Origin of the sequence: Cryobacterium melibiosiphilum, assembly GCF_003602235.1 — a bacterium.
GTDB lineage: Bacteria > Actinomycetota > Actinomycetes > Actinomycetales > Microbacteriaceae > Cryobacterium > Cryobacterium melibiosiphilum.
Window position 1 is genome coordinate 1 of sequence record NZ_QZVS01000044.1, and the last position, 19,716, is coordinate 19,716.

The following is a 19,716-nucleotide window of genomic DNA, read 5'->3' on the forward strand; positions in this document are numbered from 1 at the left end:
GAAGTGGGCAGATCTCATGGCCACCAACGGGCAGTTTTCCTGGCCGTCAGTGGGCAGTTTCGTGGCCGCCTATGGGCAGCTTGTCATGGCCGCCGACACACGCTGGAGCTGTTCGTTCACCGAAGCGTTTTCTCGGGCCGTGCGTTCATGGAGAAGGCTGATCGTCGCGACGTCGGCGAGGGCCTGACCGATGGTCGCGTCTTCAGCACTCAACACGCCTGTCTCTGCTCGAAACAGATTCAGCGCCCCGATCGTGTGGGGACGAAAACGCATCGGAATGGCATGAACGGATTGGAAACCCTGGGACAGTGCCGCGGCCTGAAAAGCCGGGTACAGACCTCCGCCGGTGGCAATATCGCTGAGCGTCACGACCTTCCCGGACCGGTACGCGTCCACGCAGGGACCCGCTCCAGCCTCACGCTGCAACACCTCGACGATCTGACTTTCCTCACTCGTGGAGGCGACAACCTGCAGAATACCGTTGTGGTCCGCTAAGAGAATGCCAGCTGCTTCGGCGTCAAGTAACACCACGCATTGGTCGACCAGGGTGCGCAGGAGATCGAGCACGTCATATTCGCCGACCAAGGCGTCGGCAAGTTCTACAAATGCTCTACATACTAGCGAGGCACGGGTCATACTTTTCATGAGCTTTATTCTGGTCCCGAACGCGTAGACGATGGTGCGTCAGAGTCGACTGTCAGTGCTTTGGCAGAATGCACGACCGGCACCTCAGCCCCGATCGGTTCTGTCGAAGGTGGGGGACGAGCCCGATCAGTGATGCCGCGTGCAGCTTTCTCCCAGTGAACCCCGGTTATCTCGAATTCACCACCCCGATTTCCTCCCAGGAAGCATCCCGATTGCAAGGAGTGAACATGCCTGTCATCACCGTCCCCGGCCAGAACGATCCCGACGTCGAACTGCATTACGACGACGTCGGTGCCGGAAAACCCGTCGTGCTCATTCATGGTTGGCCCCTCAGCGGCAGGTCCTGGGAGGGTCAGGTGCCCGCACTGGTTGAGGCCGGCTACCGCGTGGTCACGTACGACCGGCGCGGGTTCGGCCAGTCCTCACAGCCCTGGAACGGGTACGACTACGACACCTTCGCTGCCGACCTGAAGACCGTTCTCGATACCCTCGACCTGCGTGAGGTGACCCTCATCGGTTTCTCGATGGGTGGTGGCGAGCTCGCCCGCTACGTCAGTACCTACGGCACCGACCGCATCGCGAAACTCGTCTTCGCCAGCGCGGTAGCGCCGTACCTGTGGAAATCTGCTGACAACCCTGACGGAGGTGTCGACGCCGACTTGGCCCAGTGGTTCCACGACGGCCTGACCGGCGATCGACCGGCCTTTTTGAACGAATTCCTGACGATGTTCTTCACGGCTGGGAAGCCCTCGCTGATCAACAAGCCGAAGGTCAGTTCCGAACAGATTGCCTACAACCTCGATAGCGCCCTCATGGCGTCACCGAAGGGCACACTCGACTGCACAGCCGCATTCGCGACGACGGACTTCCGCGATGACCTGACGAAAATAGCCGTCCCGACCCTGGTGATTCACGGCGACTCTGACATCATCGTGCCGTTCGAGGTCAGCGGCAAACGCACGCACGAGGCCATCGCCGGCAGCGAACTCGTCCTCATCGAAGACGCCCCGCACGGCCTCACCGTTTCACACAAGGACGAATGGAACCGGCACGTACTCGCTTTCCTCGCGAAATAGCGCGCCCGACAGGGCCCTCCACCGACGTTGTTGGGCCCTGTCGGTACGGCGCGAGCCCACGGCATCCGCCACCCAGCGGATAGAGTCACTGCCGTCCCCGCGTCTGCCCAGATTGGCAGCGCTAAGACTGCGTGCGCAACCGCGCTGACTACTCTGTGCGGTTGCGAGGTCGAGTGTGCGGTCAGCAGTGCCGAGAATAAGCTTGTGGCGGGCTGGTCGCACGGGCGTGCCTTCGGAACTGACCCAACGGTCATCGATCTATTCTGTCGAATTCACAGACCTGCTGATGTTGAAGGCAACGGTCAGAATTTTCTCGCGGGCAGAGGATGGTGTCTGGTTCAGTGACGCCGCGTTTTGCCACACCCACAGCCAGGTTTGCAGCGTCGCTATGTCGGCCTTCCCGCGGCTTCCCAATATTCGCAGTGAGACTGTGTACGTTTGCGTTCCCAACTCGTCGAACAGGCAGCTGAACGCGAACTCATTCCCGTGCGCTGTTTCATCGAGCATCATTCGCACAGCTTCCGAGCTCGTTACACTCCGGTCAAACGCAGCAGAGTCGTTACCCGGATAGCTCACAACTGTAGCTAAGGCCAATGACGGCAAAATGGGTAGGCCTTGTAATCGCGCAATATCGGGCATACAAAAAATGCGTGGAGCGGAGTCGGGCTGCCGTTGGCCATTTCCAGCTGGACGGTCGTGACCACTTTCGGTGTTGCCATCACCACGATGCCCGTCTACAGATCGTGTCGATCAACTTGCACGATGTGAAGTGCATGGTGAAACGAGGTGGCAGAGGGTGGACATTACGCACTCGTCCGATTCACACCCGATGCAAGCCCCGCAGCGCTTAACCGGTTAGTCGAGGTAGTCGAAAACCTGGGAGGCCTCGCTGTTTCGCCGGACGTCGTGACTGGTAGTGATGACCAATATCAGAGTGTGGACCCCTGGTGCTGCCGAGCGGACAGCGTCGCCCGTTCACAACATTAGGTCCCTTCTGGCGGAGTTACCCGTGATGTTCCGGGTGCACATCTGCCTAAGAAAACTCCGACGAGCGTGTCGCGTCTAACTCCCACTTCGGACCGTCCCGTACAATCCCGGCCCGGTGAGTTTGCCGGCAAGCCGCTCGTCATCGCACCCGGTATTCCAACAGCAAGCGTCCTTCCGCAGGAAATACATGGCCCTGAGCCACCACTGACGACCGACGACGTTTCGCCTGACCATGCAATTCACGTTCTACACCAAGACAAAATCTCCAGCCACTTTCGCACCCTCGACACGCACTCACGATGCATCCGTCCTGTAAAGGGTTCCTCGAAGGGCCGACAGCTAGACAGGGTAGGACGAGATGTCGATCCGTTGCAATGGCAGCAGGACAACATCCGCTGAACGGATTGTCCTGTGCGGAATCGATGGCGCTGTTGTACCGCTGGGGTCGCCTGCCGGCGTTCCCACGACAGTCATGGGTAGGTGGCCCGTGACCTCTGGTGCCAATTCGCTCAGCGCGGTCTTCAGGTCGGCTCGTGCTCGTTGGTAGCGGGTTCGGGCGGTTGATGGGCTGATGCTCAGGATCTGGGCGGCTTCGGTGATGGCGAATCCGTCCCAGTGGATGAGGCGGACGAGTTCGGCCTGCGTCGGGGTTAGTCGGCTGATGGCATCTCGCACGTCGGCCCCGTCGTCTGCAGGTCGCCCTTCGGTGGGGGAGGTTCGGAGGACCTCCCGGAAGCGTTCCGTGAGGTTCCAACGTCGTCGTTGACTCCGTTCGGCGTTCGTCACTACATGGCGGGCGATTCCGAATAGCCACATCCGGGACTGCTCAGCCCCGAGGGGCGTGTAGCCGACTCGTCGCCAGGCCGCGAGCATCAGCTCCGCAAGTCCGTCGGCGGCATCGTCGATGGGGAGTCGACGTTGGAAGTAGCGCAGCAGGTCCGGCGCCGCAGCAGTCAGCGCTTCAGTGAGATGCTCAGAGGAATTGCTGGCTCGTGCCCTCACCAGCTGGCTCCGGGGCAGAAGGACTGCCCGTCAGAGCTGAGGTTGCTGTCGGCGCCGTCGATGCCCTGGTTGGCGAGCTCGGTGCTGACCGCAGCGGTGACGATCATCGTCACCGCACGCTGGTACTCCTCATCCGCGTTGTAGTGCACGGTCCCGTAGCCGGCTGGTTCGGTCGACCCGTCGGCGCTGATGGCGATGTTCGAGTCCTGTCGGATCCACTCGATCGTGCTCGCGATCTTCTCCTTGGTCAGCAGGGATTTGATGTCGGTTGTGCGGTAGAAGTTCTCGACGGCCTCGACGGCGGCAGGGTCCTGCCCGCGGACGTTCCCGATCCGTTCCTCGCACTCCGCACCGCTGGGCAGGGTGTAGGCCATCGAGGTGACCGGGGTTTGTGCCCAGGGAACCCAGCTGTTAGTCACCGCGGCCGTTGCCGTCGCGGCACCACCCAGAAGCAGCACGGACGCCAGCCCCGCGAACACCGGCCGCCGCCACGGCCGCCGTAGGGTCACGCTCGCAGTCTCGACACGGGTCGCGACCCGAAGCCGGGTCAGCTCATCAGCGACGCTGTCGGTCATCACCGTCGTGCGCGGAGCGGACCGGTCGAGCAGGCCGTCCAGATCGTCAAATGTTGGGCTCATGATGTTCTCCTCGAAAGTTGGTTACATCAGAGACATGTCCGGAATGACGCCCAACGTCTGCGGAAGCCACACAATCTTTTCCCGTCCCGTGGCCCGCAGCCTGGTCCTTCGATCATGCCGGAAGAATTGCGTGTCAGATTTCCGTCCAGTACAACGTCCGAGGAGTTGAGAAAGCGTCCATCATCCACTCTGAGCAAACAAGTCCCGCAAGGGGGTTCGGCTTACGGGCAGCAGGTTGCTAGTGCTGGACCCGGCCCGAGCCAGATTATCTTAGACCAGCCCGGTGACTTTTGCTGCTCTTTGGCGGTATTGCGTGATCGTTTTTTGGCGCATTGAGCTGATTGCCGCGCTGCTGCGGAGCCGGTGTCAGTTGCTTGTATCCAAACGATTGCGAGAGCCATGCTGACGGAAGGTTGCTTTTCGGGATCTCCACGCCGCCTCTAAGTTCAATGTGCCGAAACCTTCACGGCCTTATATTTGAACTCAGGAGTGAATTCCCGGCGTGTGTTTCCTGATGAACACCCTCTCTTGTGAGGTTTCCACCATCCGGGTGCAGGGGCACTACCTATTCCCACTATCCAAGGCTACGAACAAGGTAACGGTCTGTCGGGTGCGGCCACCGACACAGTGACCGCACCCGACCGCCGTCACGGGCGAGTAGCGGTGGCTTCTTTTTCGACCACCGGCGCGCGGGTGGGGGCACGGAGCGTAATTGCGGCGAGCAGGGCGCCGGCGAGGGCAATCACGGCTGCGCCGATGAATGCTGAAGAGAATCCAGCAGTCAGCGCCGGAAGGTTCCCACTTTCCGTCGCACCGTTGGCGGCTGCGAATGCTGTCATCGTCGCTAACCCGAGTGCGGATCCGACCTGGTAGCTGGTGTTGACGAGGCCGGAAGCGAGGCCGCCCTCCTGTGGCGGGGCGCTGGAGATCGCCGTGCCGAGGGTCGGGATGAACGCCAGAGACATTCCGAGTGCGGCCAGGAGCGAGGCCGGGAGGATATCCACCCAGAAGTTTCCGTCCACGCGGACGAAGGACAACCACAGCAGGGCGCCGGCGAGCACGATAAGACCAGTCACCGTCATCGCTTTTGGCCCGAATCGCGCAGTCAGTCGCGGTGCAAGCACAATCATGGTGATCATGATGAATGCGGTCATTGGCAGGAGCGCGGCACCGCTGGGGAACGCCGAGTAGCCCAGGACTTGTTGCAGGTAGAGATTCAAGAAGAACCACATCGGGATCCACGCGGCGGCGAGCAACAACTGGGCCAGGTTGGCCGCGGCCAAATTCGGGATCCGTAAGATCGAAAGGCGCATCAGTGGCTGCTTCCGGCGAGCCTGAACGAGTACGAACAGTGCGAGCAAGGCTGCGGCCCCGGAGAGTGCTCCCCACGTTTCTACGTTGGCCCATCCAATTTCGGGTGCTCGGACAATCGCGAAGACGCCGAGCGCAAGTCCGGCGGTAACCAGTAGGGCACCGGCGATGTCGATGGAGCCGCGAATGCGGGGTCCATCTGCCGGGAGCGCTTTGGCGACGAGGGCGAAGACCACGAGGGCGAGCGGGATGTTGATGAAGAAGACCCATGGCCACGACATGTACTCAGTGATGACGCCGCCGAGGAACACACCCGCCGTTCCCCCTGCCGGCGCGGCCGCACCATAGAGGGCCAGTGCGCCACCGAGCTCCTTCGGGCTCGACCCGAAGGTCTTCATCAGCAGCGTGAGTGCCGCGGGTGCGATGAGTGCCGCACCGGCTCCCTGCACGCCACGCCCGATCAACTCGAACGCGACGTTTCCTGCGAGCCCCGCTACTGCGGAGCCAGCGAGCAGTACGACCCAACCCGTGGTGAACATCCGTCGGGCGCCGAAGACATCCGCAAGACGCCCTCCGAGCAGTAGGAGCCCACCGAATGTGATGACGTAGGCGTTGAAAACCCAGGACAGGTTCTCGGGGCTGAAGCCCAGTTCCTCCTGCATTCGGGGCAACGCGACGCCCACGATTGAGGTGTCCATGATCACGACGAACTGCGCGAGTGCGATGAGGAAGAGCGCGAGCTTCTTCTTTCTCCGTCCCGGTATTGATTGAGACATTCCAGATTCCCTTCGATTGCGCCGTAGTGGAAGATTCCACAATTTGATATATACCCTACGGGGGTACCGTATCAGGAATACCCCTAGTGGGTATAGTGTTGTCAGTATCGGTACCCCCTAGGGGTATAACTTCAAATCAGCAGAGGAGAGCTTTATGACAATGCGCGAATATCAGGTGACCGGGATGACCTGCGGTCATTGCGAGACTTCGATTCGGGAAGAGGTTAGTCAGATAGCAGGCATCCAGTCGGTTGACGTGAGTGCGAAGACCGGAATGCTTGTCGTGACCGGCCAGGACGCGCTGGACGATAGAGCAGTCCTCGCAGCGGTCGAGGAAGCCGGCTACGGGGCGGTGCGTGTCCCGTGAAGGTCCCCGTAAAGCTCGGACTTTTTGGGTTGGGACTGGCGGCCTTATATATCGCTTCATTTGCTACCGCAGGCGCCGTGGTCCCCTCCCATTCCGCGGCGGCGTGGGCCCAGTCAACGGAAGAACATGTCATGGACAGCAACGACACACAGCCGGCAGTCTCCGTGCAAGGCCTGTCGATGGAGCAGGACGGGTTCCTCCTGGGGGAGATCTCGTCCCCCGGGATGGCGGGCCAGGAGGGAACGCTCGCGTTCACGATCTCCGACGCTAAAGGAACGCCGGTCACCGACTTCGAGGACTCCCATGAAAAGAAACTCCATCTGATCGTGGTGCGCACGGACGGGACCGAGTTCCGCCACGTGCATCCAACCCTGGACGCCGTTGGCGTATGGTCACTGCCTTGGAAGTGGAACGCAGCTGGCAGCTACCGGGTTTACGCGGATATCGTCCCGGCAGCAACGGGACAGAACATCACGCTGACTAGAACGGTCCAGGCCGCCGGAGAATTCGCCCCCGCCACGCCGGCGCCAATTTCGGCCGCGGACACGGTCGATGGCTACCACGTGGACCTCACCGGTACGCTGAGCGCCAGCGAACAGGGCCTGCTCACAGTCTCGGTTTCCCGTGACGGAGAATCGGTCACAACGCTGGAGCCGTACCTTGGCGCCTACGGGCACCTTGTCGCCCTGCGCGAAGGAGACCTGGCGTACTTGCATGTCCACCCCGAGGGCGAAGAACCCCGGCGTGGGGCCGTCTCCGGCCCGGACGTGACATTCATGACCGAGGCCCCGACCCCGGGACGCTACCTGCTCTACCTGGACTTCCAGGTCGACGGACAGGTCCACACGGCCCAATTCGTCCTCACCGCCACCGGGCCCGCCACGTCAGCGCATCCGGGCGAGCCTGCCGAAAATTCCGGGCACTGACCACCATAGACACCGCGCGCCTGGCCTATCCGCGATCAGGAAGCGCACCACCGAGGAGAATCCATGTCCGCACCATCGACCCAGCCGAAAACGCTGGACAACATTTACGAGCTCGAGATTGGAGGGATGACCTGCGCCTCCTGCGCCATGCGGATCGAGAAGAAACTGAACAAGCTCGACGGCGTGATCGCGACCGTCAACTACGCCACCGAAAAGGCGAAGATCACCGCCCCCGCCGGTCTGGACCCATTGGCGCTGATCGCCGAGGTCGAAAAGACCGGTTACACGGCGGCGCTCCCCGCGCCGAAAGCAGCCCACCAGACGAGCGACGATGAGGAACAGCCCGACACAGAGCTGACATCGCTGCGGAACAGACTGATCGCTTCAATCGTGCTGTCAGTGCCGGTGATCATGATGGCTATGGTCCCGGCGCTGCAGTTCAACTACTGGCAGTGGGCGTCCCTGACACTGACCGCGCCCGTGATCGTGTGGGCTGCCTGGCCCATTCACAAGGCAGCGTGGGTCAACTTGCGCCACGGCGCGGCCACGATGGACACGCTGGTCTCGGTCGGCACGACTGCTGCGTTGCTATGGTCACTTTTCGCACTATTCCTTGGAACAGCCGGACAGCCCGGCATGACCCATGGGTTCTCGTTCACGATCAACCCCTCGGACGGGGCCGGGAACATTTATCTGGAGGTCGCCGCCGGAGTGACCATGTTCATCCTGGCCGGGCGCTACTTCGAGAAGCGGTCAAAGCGCCAGGCGGGGGCCGCCCTGCGCGCTCTGCTCGGGATGGGTGCCAAGGATGTCGCGGTCCTCCGGGACGGGGTGGAAACAAGGATCCCTGTCGAGCAGTTGACGGTGGGCGATGAGTTCGTCATTCGCCCGGGTGAAAAGATCGCCACGGACGGAGTGATCGTCGCGGGCACCTCGGCGGTGGATGCAAGCATGCTCACCGGCGAGTCAATCCCAGTCGAAGTCGGTGAGGGCGACGCCGTGACCGGCGCAACCGTCAATGCTGGCGGCCGTCTGGTCGTGCGTGCCACCCGGGTCGGCTCGGACACCCAGCTCGCACAGATGGCCAGGCTCGTCGAAGACGCCCAGTCGGGCAAGGCCGAGGTGCAGCGCCTTGCCGACAAGGTCTCCGGAATCGTCGTGCCGATCGTCATCGCCATCGCCGTCGGAGTGCTCGGCGCCTGGATCGGTGCCGGTTTCCCGCTCAGCGCCGCGTTCACGGCCGCCGTCGCGGTACTCATCATCGCCTGCCCCTGCGCCCTCGGACTCGCAACGCCGACCGCGTTGCTGGTCGGCACCGGACGGGGCGCCCAGCTGGGCATCCTAATCAAAGGCCCGGAAGTACTCGAGTCCACCCGCAAGGTCGACACGATCGTGCTCGACAAGACTGGAACGGTTACTACGGGCAAGATGACGCTTCTTGACGTTTTCACTGCCGACGGAACCACCCGCGAGGATGTCCTGAGGCTGGCCGGCGCGCTGGAAGACGCCTCCGAGCACCCGATCGCCCAAGCCATCGCCAAAGGCGCAACCCAGCAAATCGGTTTACTCCCAGTGCCGGAGTCGTTTACCAACGTTGAAGGCAAAGGCGTGCAAGGTACCGTGGAGGGCCATGCCGTGCTCGTTGGGCGCGAAAGCCTGCTAGCGGACTGGTCCCTGCACCTTCCCCGGACGCTCGCCCTCGCAAAGGCCACCGCGGAATCTCAAGGCAAGACCGCAGTCACGGTCGCCTGGGATGGTGAGGCCCGCGCAGTGCTGGTCGTTGCCGACGCGGTCAAAGCCACCAGCGCCGAGGCGATCGCCCAGTTCAAAGCGCTCGGGCTCACTCCGGTGCTCCTGACCGGAGACAACCGGGCGGTCGCCGAGCAGGTCGCAGCGGAGGTAGGAATCACCGAGGTCATTGCCGAAGTGATGCCCCAAGACAAGGTCGACGTCATCACTCGCTTACAGTTCGAAGGGAAGGTCGTGGCGATGGTCGGCGACGGAGTCAACGACGCGGCGGCTCTCGCACAGGCCGACCTGGGCCTGGCGATGGGAACCGGGACGGACGTCGCGATCGAAGCCGCGGACATCACTCTGGTGCGTGGGGATCTACGCTCTGCCGCCGATGCCATCCGCCTGTCCCGCAAAACCCTGGGCACTATCAAGACAAACCTGTTCTGGGCCTTCGCCTACAACGTCGCAGCCATTCCGCTGGCCGCGTTCGGACTGCTGAACCCGATGCTCGCCGGAGCCGCCATGGCGTTCTCCAGCGTATTCGTGGTCAGCAACAGCCTTCGCCTGCGGTCCTTCAAATCCAAGGCGAACACCACGGCGTCCACCTCAGCACCGCACAGTCCCGTGCGGCAACTGCAGGGCGTTTAACCGTCCCCGCCCAAAGAGAGATCAATTATGTGCCAAGAGCACGCGCCGGAATCGCAGCCCACGCGTGACTGCTAGGTGGACCGCGCCGCGTGTCCGGTTATGGCAGGGCGCACAGCAGTCAAGCTTAACGCCGAGACGGTCGGCCCCACCCGAACAGCGCCGCATGGCGCTCCGTCCAGCGGGTCTTTTAGATCTGTTAAATTTATACCCCCTGGGGGTATAATATGAGCGGCACCCCCCCTCAACCCATTTGAACACTCCCCGTCCCACCGAAAGGAAACCCCTCCATGAGCAACAGCTGTTGCAGCACCAACGCCACCGACAAGGCCACCGCCATGCCTCCGTCTGCCCAGAAGCTCCTCGGCGCCAGTAGCGACGACCTCGCCGAGTGCCCTGTCATGACCGGAAGCCAGGTCGTGAAGGCAGACGCCGAATCCGCAGGACTCTTCCGCGATTACGAGGGCAACCGCTACTGGTTCTGCTGCGCAGGCTGCGGACCCCTGTTCGACGCCACCCCCGCAAAGTACGCCACGGCCGCTTGAGCATCGTGGGGTGGTGCCTGCCGGAGCCGGCACCACCCCAACCATTCTTGTCAGAGACCCATCCCGACCCGCACCTCGACCGGGGAGAGGGTAAAGACCAAGAACGAGCGCCACGAACACGGCGGCCGCGGAGTGTCCCCGGCCCTGCATGTCCGGGCACGCACGCCCATCACCACGACGGTACTGTCGCAAAGAACGACGAACAAAGGACGACGACATGGAAATAATCACTCCCGCTGAGGCCACCACAGAGGCGTGCCACATCACGCACGGCTACATCGGTGACAAAAGCCAGTACCTCGCCCGTCTCAAACGCATCGAAGGCCAGGCCCGCGGCATCCACCGCATGGTCGACGAGGAAACATACTGCATCGATATCCTCACCCAGATCTCGGCCCTCACCAAGGCGCTGGAAGGCGTCGCACTCGGACTCCTCGATGACCACCTCAAACACTGCGTCGTCGACGCCGCCAAGCTCGGCGGCGAGCAGGCAGAAATCAAGATCAAGGAAGCCTCCGACGCCATAGCCCGCCTCGTCCGCTCTTGACCACTGCCAGCCGAATTCACGAAGTCACGGGCGGACGCGTGGACGGACGCAGCGGCTTGTACTGAGATACAGCGCCCGAGTGCTGAATCAGCGCTCGAGCACGGGGCGGCCCGCCTGTTGGCAGCACCGCGCTCCCCGCCCAAGCTTCGACGACGCTGGCGAATGACGCTGACGCTGACGCTGACGCTCGTGGCCAGTGCGATGAGGGCGTTGATTTTATGCGGGACGTTGCCACGGCAGACCTGTACCAAGACTGATCCGCCAGCAGAGCCACAAAAAACGCCCCCGCTCAGCGGTGTCGCTTGTGGGTTTGCGCGAAAAGTGACTTCGAAGCGTGGAGCCGCTGGCATCCCATAAGCAGTTCCTCGGTGGAACAGGTGCTCGTGACGTTTATGGAACGATGGTGACATGGCAGTCGGGGTGCATCACATCGAGATTTGGGTTGGTGACTTGGACAGCGCGCGAACTTCGTGGGGCTGGCTGATTGTGGCTCTTGGCTGGTCCAGCGCCGACAGCACCCGATGAGAAAAATTCCCCCAACAACGGCAGCGATAGGCACGAAGTCTCTAGTGGCTTTGCGCCTCAGGTGCCGAGTTTATTTGCGTGGTGGCTGGACGGTCTGGCGCGAATCAGTGGCACAGCACCGCTCGGTGAGCTCGCCACCGTAAATATGAGGAAACATGTTTAAGCTCGGCTGCAGTGGTTTCTGCCCATCTGCGCTAACGTGACATTACTGTCCCACTTTGGAAGCCGTTGCGAGAGATCATCATGAATTGCTTGCCGGCCGTTGTAGCTCGTGACATTTTGGCGAGCGGACTGAGATGACCGGTTTTGCAGGTCCGCGGGTGCCCATTCTTGAACCTGACGAGGCAAACGATCTGTGTCGTCCTTTTCTGAGTTCTCTTCCCATATCCGGAGTGTCGGTTACGGTCTTCTCTTCGTCCGGTACTCAGTCGAGCCTGTGCTCGAGTGACCCCGTCTCTGCGCGCATCGATGAGCTCCAGTTCGAGCTTGGTGAAGGTCCTCAATGGTCGACGGCCCGCTCAGGTGACATGGTGCTGCTTCCGGACGTGCGCTCGGGCGGTCACGACGATTGGCCAGTCTTCGGCGCGGCGTTGCGCGAACTTCCGGTGGCCGCGCTCTTCTCAGTGCCGATGCGAATGGGTGCGGTCACGGTGGGAGTTGCCACCCTTCATCACAGCAAACCAGGCCAGCTAAAACAGGAGCACCAAAACACCTCGCTGGCCATCGCTTCTGCAATCGCGATTGCCGCAGTGCAACAAGCAATGGCATCGGCCACCGATGACGCTGCGCCGGAATCAGTCTCAACACCTGCGCTCCGCCGCGAAGTGCATCAGGCAACCGGGATGATCCTTGTGCATCTGGACACCACAGCGACCATCGCATACTCGCGGTTGCAGGCATACGCTTTCTCCAACGGACGAACAGTCCAGGCCGTCGCAGGTGAAGTGGTGGCCGGCACCCTCAGGTTTGAAAAGACTTTCCCATGAAAAATATTCAGGCTGAGAGAAGACGACGATGAGTACCAAGACACGAGAAACGCAGCTCAGCGATGCCTTCGTCAAGTTGGCCGATACCCTCGTCGACGACTTCGACGTTGTAGATCTTCTTCACTGGCTCGTCGAGGAATGTACCGAAATTCTCGACACTCAGGCCGGTGGGCTTCTGCTTGTCGACCAAGCTGGCTTACTGCAGCTTGTCGCCTCCACCAGCGAAGAAGCGGAACTCGTCGAAATCTTTCAACTGGCGGCAGGGGATGGCCCCTGCCTCGACTGCTTCCGAACTGGGGAGGCGGTGACGGTTGGTGACCTTGAAGCAGAAAGCCACCGGTGGCCGAAGTTTAGTGCGGAGGCGCTCAGGCTCGGGTTTAGGTCCGTTCATGCCACGCCCCTGCGGCTCCGCAGCCAGATTATCGGGACCATGAACCTGTTCAGCCACCACGTCGGCGCACTCGCCCCCACGGATATTGCCGTCGCACAGGCGCTCGCTAACGTGGCGACAATCGGGATCTTGCAAGAACGCAACATTCGCACCTCCCAAGTCCTGTCGGAGCAGCTGCAACACGCTCTCGATTCCCGGATTCTCATTGAGCAAGCCAAAGGCGTTATTGCTGCCACGACAGGAATGAGCATGAGTGAGGCATTCTCGGCAATGCGCGAGTACGCCAGGAACAGGAACCTGCCGTTGCGTCAAGTCGCCGACGGAGTGATCGACCGGCGCGTCCAAGTAGGCCGCCCGGCACTCAAATGACGTTACGGAGCTAGATCGAGGCATCGTCCTTTGCCTCTCGTCCCGGTGTCTACTTTGTCGTATCAGCGGCGTGGGGTTATGCGGCGTTGATGGTTTGCGGGTCTATTGGGGTTACCACTTGACATAATATCTATTATCGGTCATATCAACCGACAAATTACCCGACATAACACCCGCTAAATGGTAGCCTCGGGTCATGATTAAGACGTCAACCGGGGATGGTTCTCGTTCTGGTGCTGATCGCGCGGCACACGAACGCTCCGTGGGTCTGAGCGTTGCTGAGATCGCAGCGATGTTGCAGGCGCAGCTGGGCCAGGTGCTGCTGGGGGTGATCGTGGGTAAAAACGCCCGCACGCTTGCTCGCTGGGCACACGCAAAGGTACGACCGCCGCAGGCGAGTGAAAAGCTCCTCAGAGACACATTTCAGGTACTCGAGATCCTCTGTTCGGTTCATTCGTCTGACGTTGCCAGGGCGTGGTTTATGGGTATGAACCCGGAACTGGGCGATGCTTCGCCGGCCGAAGCGCTTTCGGAGGGACGTTCCCGGCAGGTCATGGCCGCGGCGCGGTCCTACATGGCCGCGGCCTAGGCTAGGCAGCATGACGGTCGAACAGGTTGAGCAAGGACCGCGTCGCCGAGTCGCGCGCACTGTCGAGGTGCCGGCTTCGTCCGACGACGTCTTCGCGTTGGTGGCTGATCCGCACCGTCACGGTGAGCTGGACGGCTCGGGCACCGTCCGCGACACGGTGTCGGGGCCGCGGCGGCTTAGCCAGGGCGCACAATTCTCGGTAGCGATGAAGCAGTTCGGCGTCCGGTATCGCATTACCAGCACGGTGACGCGCTTCGAGGACGGTCGGCTTGTAGAATGGCGTCACCCAGCGGGCCACCGGTGGCGCTGGGAACTCACGCCGCTCACGCCCACGTCTACGCGCGTCACTGAGACGTTCGACTACAGCACCGTCCCAGCCGTGCAGGGCAAGGTCTTCGAGTTGCTCGGCTTTCATCGGCAGAACGCCGCCAGCATCGAAGCCACCTTGCGCCAACTCGCGTCGCGCTACGCCCGCGCTTGACGTGACGGTGCTCACGTCCTGACCGGACGTCGAGGCCCCAGTCTGGACATAAATAGAACAATTTAGCCCCGAGTAAACAGATCGCTTACTCGATCATAGAAGCCCTTATAAAGTGGCGGTGATAGCGGCTTGGCTTCACTCATGCGCGGACCGCCAGCGGCTGCCTATTGAGTATTTGCGGGTGTGGGGGCCGGTCAATATTGTCTTCGGAGGCCACGGATATTGCCTTGAGGTGCCGGGCAGTCGCGCGGCCGGGGGCCAGTGGTGTCCGACCGAGCGACGGGCCCGTATCTCGACTTGGCCGGCGGCGAGTTCGAGCACATCATGGCCGCGGGTCTCGCACCGGTCAGCTCGGGCGGATCCACTGTTGTTGTGATGGGTCCCAGGCCCCGTCCTCGATTTCGGCGCTGAGGGCTGGCAGCAGCATTGCGTTGACCAGGGAGAGCGCAGCTTCATGGTCGAGGAAGTCGCTCAAGACAGGAACGGTCTTGGCAACTTTGCGGTATCCGTCGGTCATGGAGCGTGGCACGTGGAGCGCAGTAAACGGCGGCAAGCCACGCTGGTGCGCTTCGGTGTGGACGCTGATGCGGAGTTGGCGTGCATCGATTCGCATCGTCTTCGTGAGGATGGCCAGATCGACGAGATCTTTCGTTCGGGTGGAGGCCTGGCCGCCGTAGGTCGATAGAGTCGCGCACACCTTGTCCGCGATCTGGTCCTCGACCGCGATCGCCTGATAGGCAACGGCCGGTCCCAGGCGCGACACGTCGAGCCTGAACGCTGGAGTGATGATGTCCAGGGGTGCGGCAGGGGTGCGCTTGTGGATGGCCAGATCGACTCTGAGGGGGTTTCGGGTGCCGGCGCCTCGAACAGTGACGCTGAACGTGATGGCCGCGGCGTGGAGCTCGGGCTGATTGGGGCCGCCGGTGTCGCGGTGGCTGACGTAGCGAAACTCGAAATGATCGCCCAGGTCTATGCTCGCGGCTGAGGTGAGTTGGGCGATGGCGGTGTCGATACTCATCTCCGCCGTCTCGAGGTCCACATCGGTCGTGCTTCGCGATTGGGGAAGCCGAGCAAGCATGCTCGTGCCTCCTTTCAGTGCGAAGGGGCAATCGTCCTGCGAGAACACCCGGCAGAGAAAGCGATCGAAGATAGCCAGTTCGATGAGGCTCTGGACGGAGGAACCGAGGCCGCTTCGGTGCGCCGCGCGGGCCTTCTCCGTGATCGCGGAAAGCACCGCACGCCCATCTGGGTATGGGTCGCTGACGATCATTGTTCCCCCGCCTTCCTGCTGAACTTTTCTGTGGCGCCGACTGTCGGAGCCGGCGAGTTCCCGGTTTGGACTGAGAAGTCGATCGCGGGAGTGGTGATGTTTGGCAGCGATTCCGATATCTGCGCTGCGATGGATTTCGTGATGTGTTCCATCTGTTCACGCTGTTGCTGAAGTAGTGGGGCGAGCACGGTGTCCGTGATTTCGGACACGAGGCGACCCTGGTCCACGAGTACCGGTACGATCATCCGCTCGATGTGTTCGCGCAGCTCGACGCTCCACGCCAGCTGGGGCTGTAGGCCGGCGATGATGGTCCTCAGCTGTTCCTGCACTGCCTGGCCGACGATTCCCTCGAGGGCGGCGCCGATAGCCGGCCGCTGCACGAGCCCACGCGCTGCGGCGATATCGTCGATTCCCGCGCTCCGGCGGAGTTGTTCCAGCAGAGCTGGGCCGTCGCCTCGAGGGTGGCCGTATCGTGCGGCGAACGGGGTCAGGAGAAGGCCGAGGTGTTCGAGGTCGACCGCTCGTTCTCCCCGGGTCGCGTCGGCCAGCACGTCGCCGACCAGGGACAGGTCGCCGATCTCGTCGACCAGGTCGGCAACCGTTCGTTCGATGCTCGTCACCGGGAGGCCCCCGACAACCACAATGTCGCGTGAATCCAGGTGGCGCCGGCTGTAGATAATGTCGGTTCGTTGCGTTTGGCGTCGCTCGCTGGTGATCAGACGGTACGGGACTGGATTGATATCGCCGCACTCATGAACAGCTGCCGCGGCCGCCCCGCCCACCACGACTCGTGGGGTACTCCCCCGCTCCCACGCCAGCACTATGGGTTCAGTCGACATCCAGGCAGCGCGCAGATCATCTAGAGGAGCGACCGGCACTCCCCCGAGCCGATACACGCCGTGGGCGAGTCGCTCGAGTCGCCCATCTTGTTCCCGATGCGAGAGATTGGCGCGACTCACACCCCTTGCCCGCGCCTGAGCTGTGGTGAATAGACCCCACTGACCGGCAGCGAGTTCCTGAAGGATCGGTTCAACAACAACGTTCATACTTGGAAAGTATAACCAGAGTACGCTTTTCAAGCAATTGTGTTCTCGAAAGGCAGACGGGGGATTTTCTCGAGCGGATCTAACGGGAATCGGGCGTCCCGGAACTACGCGGATCCTCATCGGCGCTCCTCGGCCATTCTCGTGTCCCGGTCACCGTCCGGCTTATGGGACGCAACAGGTGGAGGGCAAGGCATTGTTCGTGGCGGGCCGGACGCGCCTACGCTTTCTTCGTCCGTCCCATATAGCGGTGTGATCGCTGTCAGCCGGCAGAGGCCTGGGCGCACGAGTCGTCCTGTGCTGTTTGACCGGTGAGTCCGTCCAATGCCTGGACGGTCGGCTGCGGCGCGGGGGCGGCGGTTTCGCTCGGTGTCGGTGTGGACGTCGGCGTGGACGTTTCCACCGGCACCTGTGCATTCGGTGTTGGTTCCGGTGTCGGCGTTGTTCCGGGGAGGATGAAAGGCTCATCGTTGTCGAGTTTGGTGAACATTTCGGCGGCCACCTTTTCCCTGGGCACGACCTTGCCCGGGAAGTCGAAGTCTTCGGTCGTGCCGGGATACTGCACAAACAGCAATCGATCCAGGTCGATGTCTTGGAGGGCCAGAGCCATGGACACCATGGTGTCGGTATCGGCGAGGGACGTCGAAAGCTTGATATTGGTGGCCGCGGCGTTGGCGAGGTTGATCAGGGTCGGAATGCTCGTGAGTGTTCCGTTTCCCTGCACCGTGCGCATGAGCGAGGCCATATAGATCTGTTGTGAAGAGATCCGTGCCAGGTCGCTGCGGTCGCCGACACCTTTCCGGCTCCGCAAAAAAGCCAGCGCCGTGTCCCCGGCGACGATGCTCGTTCCCGCGGGCAGGTCCAAACCTGCGGCTGGATCGTTGATGGCTGCATTCAGACAGATGGGGACCCCGCCGACGGCGTCGCTCATTTGGACAACCCCGTCAAAGGAGATCAGTCCGGCATACGGGATGGTCAGTCCCGTCAGCTCAGATACGGTCTTGACCACGCAGGGAAGCCCGCCACGCGACATGGCCTCATTGACAGGGCGTGCGGCCATTGCTGAAAATTCGGCTTCGCTCGTGGCGTCGGTGCACTCGGGGTGCGGCACGATGAGGTCGCGCGGGATGCTCACCACGACAGCATTGGTATGGTCTGCAGAGACGTGCACGAGAATGTTCACGTCGTTGAGAGTGCCCTCACGTTCGCCATACGCTGCGCTCTGGGTTGCATCGTTGTCGATGCCGACCAGAAGAACATTGAAACCGTTTTCGTAGCTTTCGAGCTGCGGCACGGACGCCACCGCGTCGCCATCCGTGATGTCGATGGCGTTGTCGTCGACCGTCTTGTTGAAGTCCCACACCGCGACAGCAACCACGGCCGATGTGCTGACCACGGCAACGGTCAGTACAACCGCCACCAGTTTGAAGGCGGTCATGTACGGATTCGAGCGCTTCAATCGCCGTGACGTGCGATTCCAACTATCCGTTTGCTTCGCCTGCTCGCGTCAACCAAAAAAGCCCTGCCCCCTTGCGCTCGGTGTGTGACCGAACCATCTCTTTGCGTTAGACCGATCCTGCCCTTAGACGTCCCGTGGGCCCTCCGAGGCTACCGCTTTCCCCTGCGACGGCCGTGGCGCACGGACGAGGTCGTCGCTACCGAGACTGGAGTTGGTGAGCGCCATGCCGGCCCGGGAGTCCTCCACGGGCTGGCCGGAGACTCAATCCGTCAGCGGGTCCTTCCCGCAGGCACGCCAGCGCAACTGTCCGGTCGCGTTGCCCGAATTGATCAGATCTCGGTTCGCCACCACCCGTCGAAGGGTCCAGAAGAATGCGGTGTTCTGGGTCCGGAAACAGGGGAATGCTCCGATATTCCGCTAGTCTCGAGCCCTCGAACGGTCCGCACCGACCGCTGTGCTTTCGTCTATGTGGTCGTCAAGGTTCTAGGACAGGGAGAACAGATACGCCGGTGCGGCCATCCGGGTTACGGTGTCTGAGTCGGGGGCAGCACTGGCAATGGCACCGTAGACCATTTCTATCCCTGCATCGTCAATGATTCCCGAGAACGACGTGGGGAGGTCAACCGCAACGGAGCGTATTCCGAAAGCATCGTCAGTATGCACTCGGTTCGAAGGCTGATTTGCGACGGCAACGTCAAAGTCATCACCGACACGAGTCAGGTCGACCGCGGTGATGGCCACATTGGCATCCGTGATCGCTGACGTCGCCTGCACGCTGAACGCGGGCTGATACCAGCGCGCTTCGCCAGTGAGGATCGCCTCGGCCGGGTACCGGTTAACGACGATGTCGAACCCACCCCAGGAAGTCCCATCAACTTCGGGATAGTGGTTGGTGCTGTCTTGGTGGCGCACCTCGGTCGGTTCCCCGAGGATACCGACAGTGGCGGCAACGGCGGCGTCGCCGTCCTCGGAATACGTCAACGAGACGAGTACGTCTCCACTCGCATCGACAATGTCCGTGCTCTCGGCACCAATAATGATGTCCGTGGGTTTGGAGGCCGTCGACGATACGGAGGGCGCTGGGTCAATGGGGGCGGGTTCCGCGGGCGGTATGGTCGCGCATGCTGAGAGCATCAGGCCCAAGACGGCCGTGGAAATTACTGCGAATGTCTTACGAATGTGAGCCCCCAGAGAAGAATGCCGACATGAACAAACCGTCCACCTCAGATTTCAACGGTATCGCTCCAAACGATTGAACGCAGATATCGTTACTGGGCTGGCGAACGGGATGGTAGCTGAGCAGCTTAGGGCGTGTCTCCTAATGATCCGTGGGGTCGTGTGGCACAGTTGACGCATGTCGCGAACTGCCGTTTTATCTGACAGCGAGTGGGCTCGACTCGAGCC

19 protein-coding genes and 1 pseudogene are annotated in these 19,716 nt (G+C 61.8%); 10 read left to right on the forward strand and 10 right to left on the reverse strand.

Annotation, left to right across the window (positions count from 1 at the left end):
• Positions 1-69: 69 nt before the first annotated feature.
• The gene (locus tag D6T64_RS01520) at positions 70-645 is read right to left on the reverse strand and encodes a GAF domain-containing protein (RefSeq protein WP_119970776.1); all 576 of its coding nucleotides are present in this window, start codon (positions 643-645) and stop codon (positions 70-72) included.
• Positions 646-872: 227 nt separating this feature from the next.
• Here D6T64_RS01520 and D6T64_RS01525 point away from each other — a divergent pair, with 227 nt between their 5' ends.
• Positions 873-1,721 carry an alpha/beta fold hydrolase gene (locus D6T64_RS01525; protein WP_119970814.1) on the forward strand — a complete coding sequence of 283 codons (849 nt, stop codon included), beginning with the start codon at positions 873-875 and terminating at the stop codon, positions 1,719-1,721.
• A gap of 258 nt (positions 1,722-1,979) precedes the next feature.
• On the opposite strand, the gene D6T64_RS01530 is transcribed toward D6T64_RS01525, so the two are convergent.
• From D6T64_RS01530 to D6T64_RS01545, 4 genes are all read right to left on the reverse strand, one after another.
• A complete protein-coding gene (locus tag D6T64_RS01530) occupies positions 1,980-2,231 on the reverse strand; it encodes a sigma-70 family RNA polymerase sigma factor (protein WP_119970779.1) in 252 nt (83 codons plus the stop codon).
• Positions 2,232-3,047: 816 nt separating this feature from the next.
• Entirely contained in the window at positions 3,048-3,710 is a 663-nt protein-coding gene (locus tag D6T64_RS01535) for an RNA polymerase sigma factor (RefSeq protein ID WP_119970781.1), read from the reverse strand.
• Entirely contained in the window at positions 3,707-4,348 is a 642-nt protein-coding gene (locus D6T64_RS01540) for a hypothetical protein (protein WP_119970783.1), read from the reverse strand. Before D6T64_RS01540 ends, D6T64_RS01535 begins: the two co-directional genes overlap by 4 nt.
• A 647-nt stretch (positions 4,349-4,995) precedes the next feature.
• Complete coding sequence (locus D6T64_RS01545) at positions 4,996-6,435, reverse strand: MFS transporter (protein WP_119970785.1); 1,440 nt, start codon at positions 6,433-6,435, stop codon at positions 4,996-4,998.
• A gap of 154 nt (positions 6,436-6,589) precedes the next feature.
• Between D6T64_RS01545 and D6T64_RS01550 the strand changes: the two genes are divergently transcribed.
• The 9 genes from D6T64_RS01550 to D6T64_RS01590 all read left to right on the forward strand — a co-directional run bounded on the left by D6T64_RS01550 (position 6,590) and on the right by D6T64_RS01590 (position 14,540).
• On the forward strand, positions 6,590-6,802 hold the full coding sequence (locus D6T64_RS01550) for a heavy-metal-associated domain-containing protein (protein ID WP_119970787.1): 213 nt from the start codon (positions 6,590-6,592) through the stop codon (positions 6,800-6,802).
• Positions 6,803-6,933: 131 nt separating this feature from the next.
• Complete coding sequence (locus tag D6T64_RS01555) at positions 6,934-7,728, forward strand: hypothetical protein (RefSeq protein WP_233550765.1); 795 nt, start codon at positions 6,934-6,936, stop codon at positions 7,726-7,728.
• Between the two features lie 63 nt (positions 7,729-7,791).
• Positions 7,792-10,110, forward strand: coding sequence for a heavy metal translocating P-type ATPase (locus tag D6T64_RS01560; RefSeq protein ID WP_119970791.1), 2,319 nt, complete (start codon positions 7,792-7,794; stop codon positions 10,108-10,110).
• Positions 10,111-10,397: 287 nt separating this feature from the next.
• Positions 10,398-10,652, forward strand: a complete 255-nt coding sequence (locus D6T64_RS01565) for a YHS domain-containing protein (RefSeq protein WP_119970793.1) — start codon at positions 10,398-10,400, stop codon at positions 10,650-10,652.
• A 217-nt stretch (positions 10,653-10,869) separates the two neighbouring features.
• The gene (locus D6T64_RS01570; protein WP_119970795.1) at positions 10,870-11,199 is read left to right on the forward strand and encodes a metal-sensitive transcriptional regulator; all 330 of its coding nucleotides are present in this window, start codon (positions 10,870-10,872) and stop codon (positions 11,197-11,199) included.
• Positions 11,200-12,020: 821 nt separating this feature from the next.
• Positions 12,021-12,710 (forward strand): GAF and ANTAR domain-containing protein, encoded by a 690-nt coding sequence (locus D6T64_RS01575; protein ID WP_119970797.1) that lies wholly within the window; start codon positions 12,021-12,023, stop codon positions 12,708-12,710.
• Positions 12,711-12,738: 28 nt separating this feature from the next.
• On the forward strand, positions 12,739-13,470 hold the full coding sequence (locus tag D6T64_RS01580; protein WP_119970799.1) for a GAF and ANTAR domain-containing protein: 732 nt from the start codon (positions 12,739-12,741) through the stop codon (positions 13,468-13,470).
• 196 nt (positions 13,471-13,666) lie between these two features.
• On the forward strand, positions 13,667-14,059 hold the full coding sequence (locus tag D6T64_RS01585) for a hypothetical protein (RefSeq protein ID WP_147364413.1): 393 nt from the start codon (positions 13,667-13,669) through the stop codon (positions 14,057-14,059).
• A gap of 10 nt (positions 14,060-14,069) precedes the next feature.
• Positions 14,070-14,540, forward strand: coding sequence for an SRPBCC family protein (locus tag D6T64_RS01590; protein ID WP_119970803.1), 471 nt, complete (start codon positions 14,070-14,072; stop codon positions 14,538-14,540).
• Positions 14,541-14,886: 346 nt separating this feature from the next.
• Here D6T64_RS01590 and D6T64_RS01595 read toward each other — a convergent pair whose 3' ends face one another.
• The 5 genes and pseudogenes from D6T64_RS01595 to D6T64_RS01610 all read right to left on the reverse strand — a co-directional run bounded on the left by D6T64_RS01595 (position 14,887) and on the right by D6T64_RS01610 (position 19,293).
• Entirely contained in the window at positions 14,887-15,810 is a 924-nt protein-coding gene (locus D6T64_RS01595) for a nucleotidyl transferase AbiEii/AbiGii toxin family protein (RefSeq protein WP_119970806.1), read from the reverse strand.
• Positions 15,807-16,430, reverse strand: a complete 624-nt coding sequence (locus D6T64_RS23015; RefSeq protein WP_233550766.1) for a hypothetical protein — start codon at positions 16,428-16,430, stop codon at positions 15,807-15,809. Before D6T64_RS23015 ends, D6T64_RS01595 begins: the two co-directional genes overlap by 4 nt.
• Before the next feature lie 276 nt (positions 16,431-16,706).
• Positions 16,707-16,976 (reverse strand): annotated as a pseudogene (locus tag D6T64_RS23590) (type IV toxin-antitoxin system AbiEi family antitoxin domain-containing protein); the annotation flags it as partial.
• A gap of 139 nt (positions 16,977-17,115) precedes the next feature.
• Positions 17,116-18,291, reverse strand: coding sequence for an LCP family protein (locus D6T64_RS01605; RefSeq protein WP_119970810.1), 1,176 nt, complete (start codon positions 18,289-18,291; stop codon positions 17,116-17,118).
• A gap of 504 nt (positions 18,292-18,795) precedes the next feature.
• Entirely contained in the window at positions 18,796-19,293 is a 498-nt protein-coding gene (locus D6T64_RS01610; protein ID WP_147364414.1) for a hypothetical protein, read from the reverse strand.
• Positions 19,294-19,716: the final 423 nt, after the last annotated feature.

Bases quoted from the DNA above. Each gene is read 5' to 3' on its own strand.
- D6T64_RS01585 (WP_147364413.1), top strand. From the start codon at position 13,667: ATGATTAAGACGTCAACCGGGGATGGTTCTCGTTCTGGTGCTGATCGC.
- D6T64_RS01570 (WP_119970795.1), top strand. From the start codon at position 10,870: ATGGAAATAATCACTCCCGCTGAGGCCACCACAGAGGCGTGCCACATC.
- D6T64_RS01560 (WP_119970791.1), top strand. From the start codon at position 7,792: ATGTCCGCACCATCGACCCAGCCGAAAACGCTGGACAACATTTACGAG.
- D6T64_RS01605 (WP_119970810.1), bottom strand. From the start codon at position 18,291: ATGACCGCCTTCAAACTGGTGGCGGTTGTACTGACCGTTGCCGTGGTC.
- D6T64_RS01580 (WP_119970799.1), top strand. From the start codon at position 12,739: ATGAGTACCAAGACACGAGAAACGCAGCTCAGCGATGCCTTCGTCAAG.
- D6T64_RS01595 (WP_119970806.1), bottom strand. From the start codon at position 15,810: ATGATCGTCAGCGACCCATACCCAGATGGGCGTGCGGTGCTTTCCGCG.
- D6T64_RS01565 (WP_119970793.1), top strand. From the start codon at position 10,398: ATGAGCAACAGCTGTTGCAGCACCAACGCCACCGACAAGGCCACCGCC.
- D6T64_RS01575 (WP_119970797.1), top strand. From the start codon at position 12,021: ATGACCGGTTTTGCAGGTCCGCGGGTGCCCATTCTTGAACCTGACGAG.
- D6T64_RS01590 (WP_119970803.1), top strand. From the start codon at position 14,070: ATGACGGTCGAACAGGTTGAGCAAGGACCGCGTCGCCGAGTCGCGCGC.
- D6T64_RS01555 (WP_233550765.1), top strand. From the start codon at position 6,934: ATGGACAGCAACGACACACAGCCGGCAGTCTCCGTGCAAGGCCTGTCG.
- D6T64_RS01520 (WP_119970776.1), bottom strand. From the start codon at position 645: ATGAAAAGTATGACCCGTGCCTCGCTAGTATGTAGAGCATTTGTAGAA.
- D6T64_RS01530 (WP_119970779.1), bottom strand. From the start codon at position 2,231: ATGATGCTCGATGAAACAGCGCACGGGAATGAGTTCGCGTTCAGCTGC.
- D6T64_RS01545 (WP_119970785.1), bottom strand. From the start codon at position 6,435: ATGTCTCAATCAATACCGGGACGGAGAAAGAAGAAGCTCGCGCTCTTC.
- D6T64_RS01550 (WP_119970787.1), top strand. From the start codon at position 6,590: ATGACAATGCGCGAATATCAGGTGACCGGGATGACCTGCGGTCATTGC.
- D6T64_RS01540 (WP_119970783.1), bottom strand. From the start codon at position 4,348: ATGAGCCCAACATTTGACGATCTGGACGGCCTGCTCGACCGGTCCGCT.
- D6T64_RS01525 (WP_119970814.1), top strand. From the start codon at position 873: ATGCCTGTCATCACCGTCCCCGGCCAGAACGATCCCGACGTCGAACTG.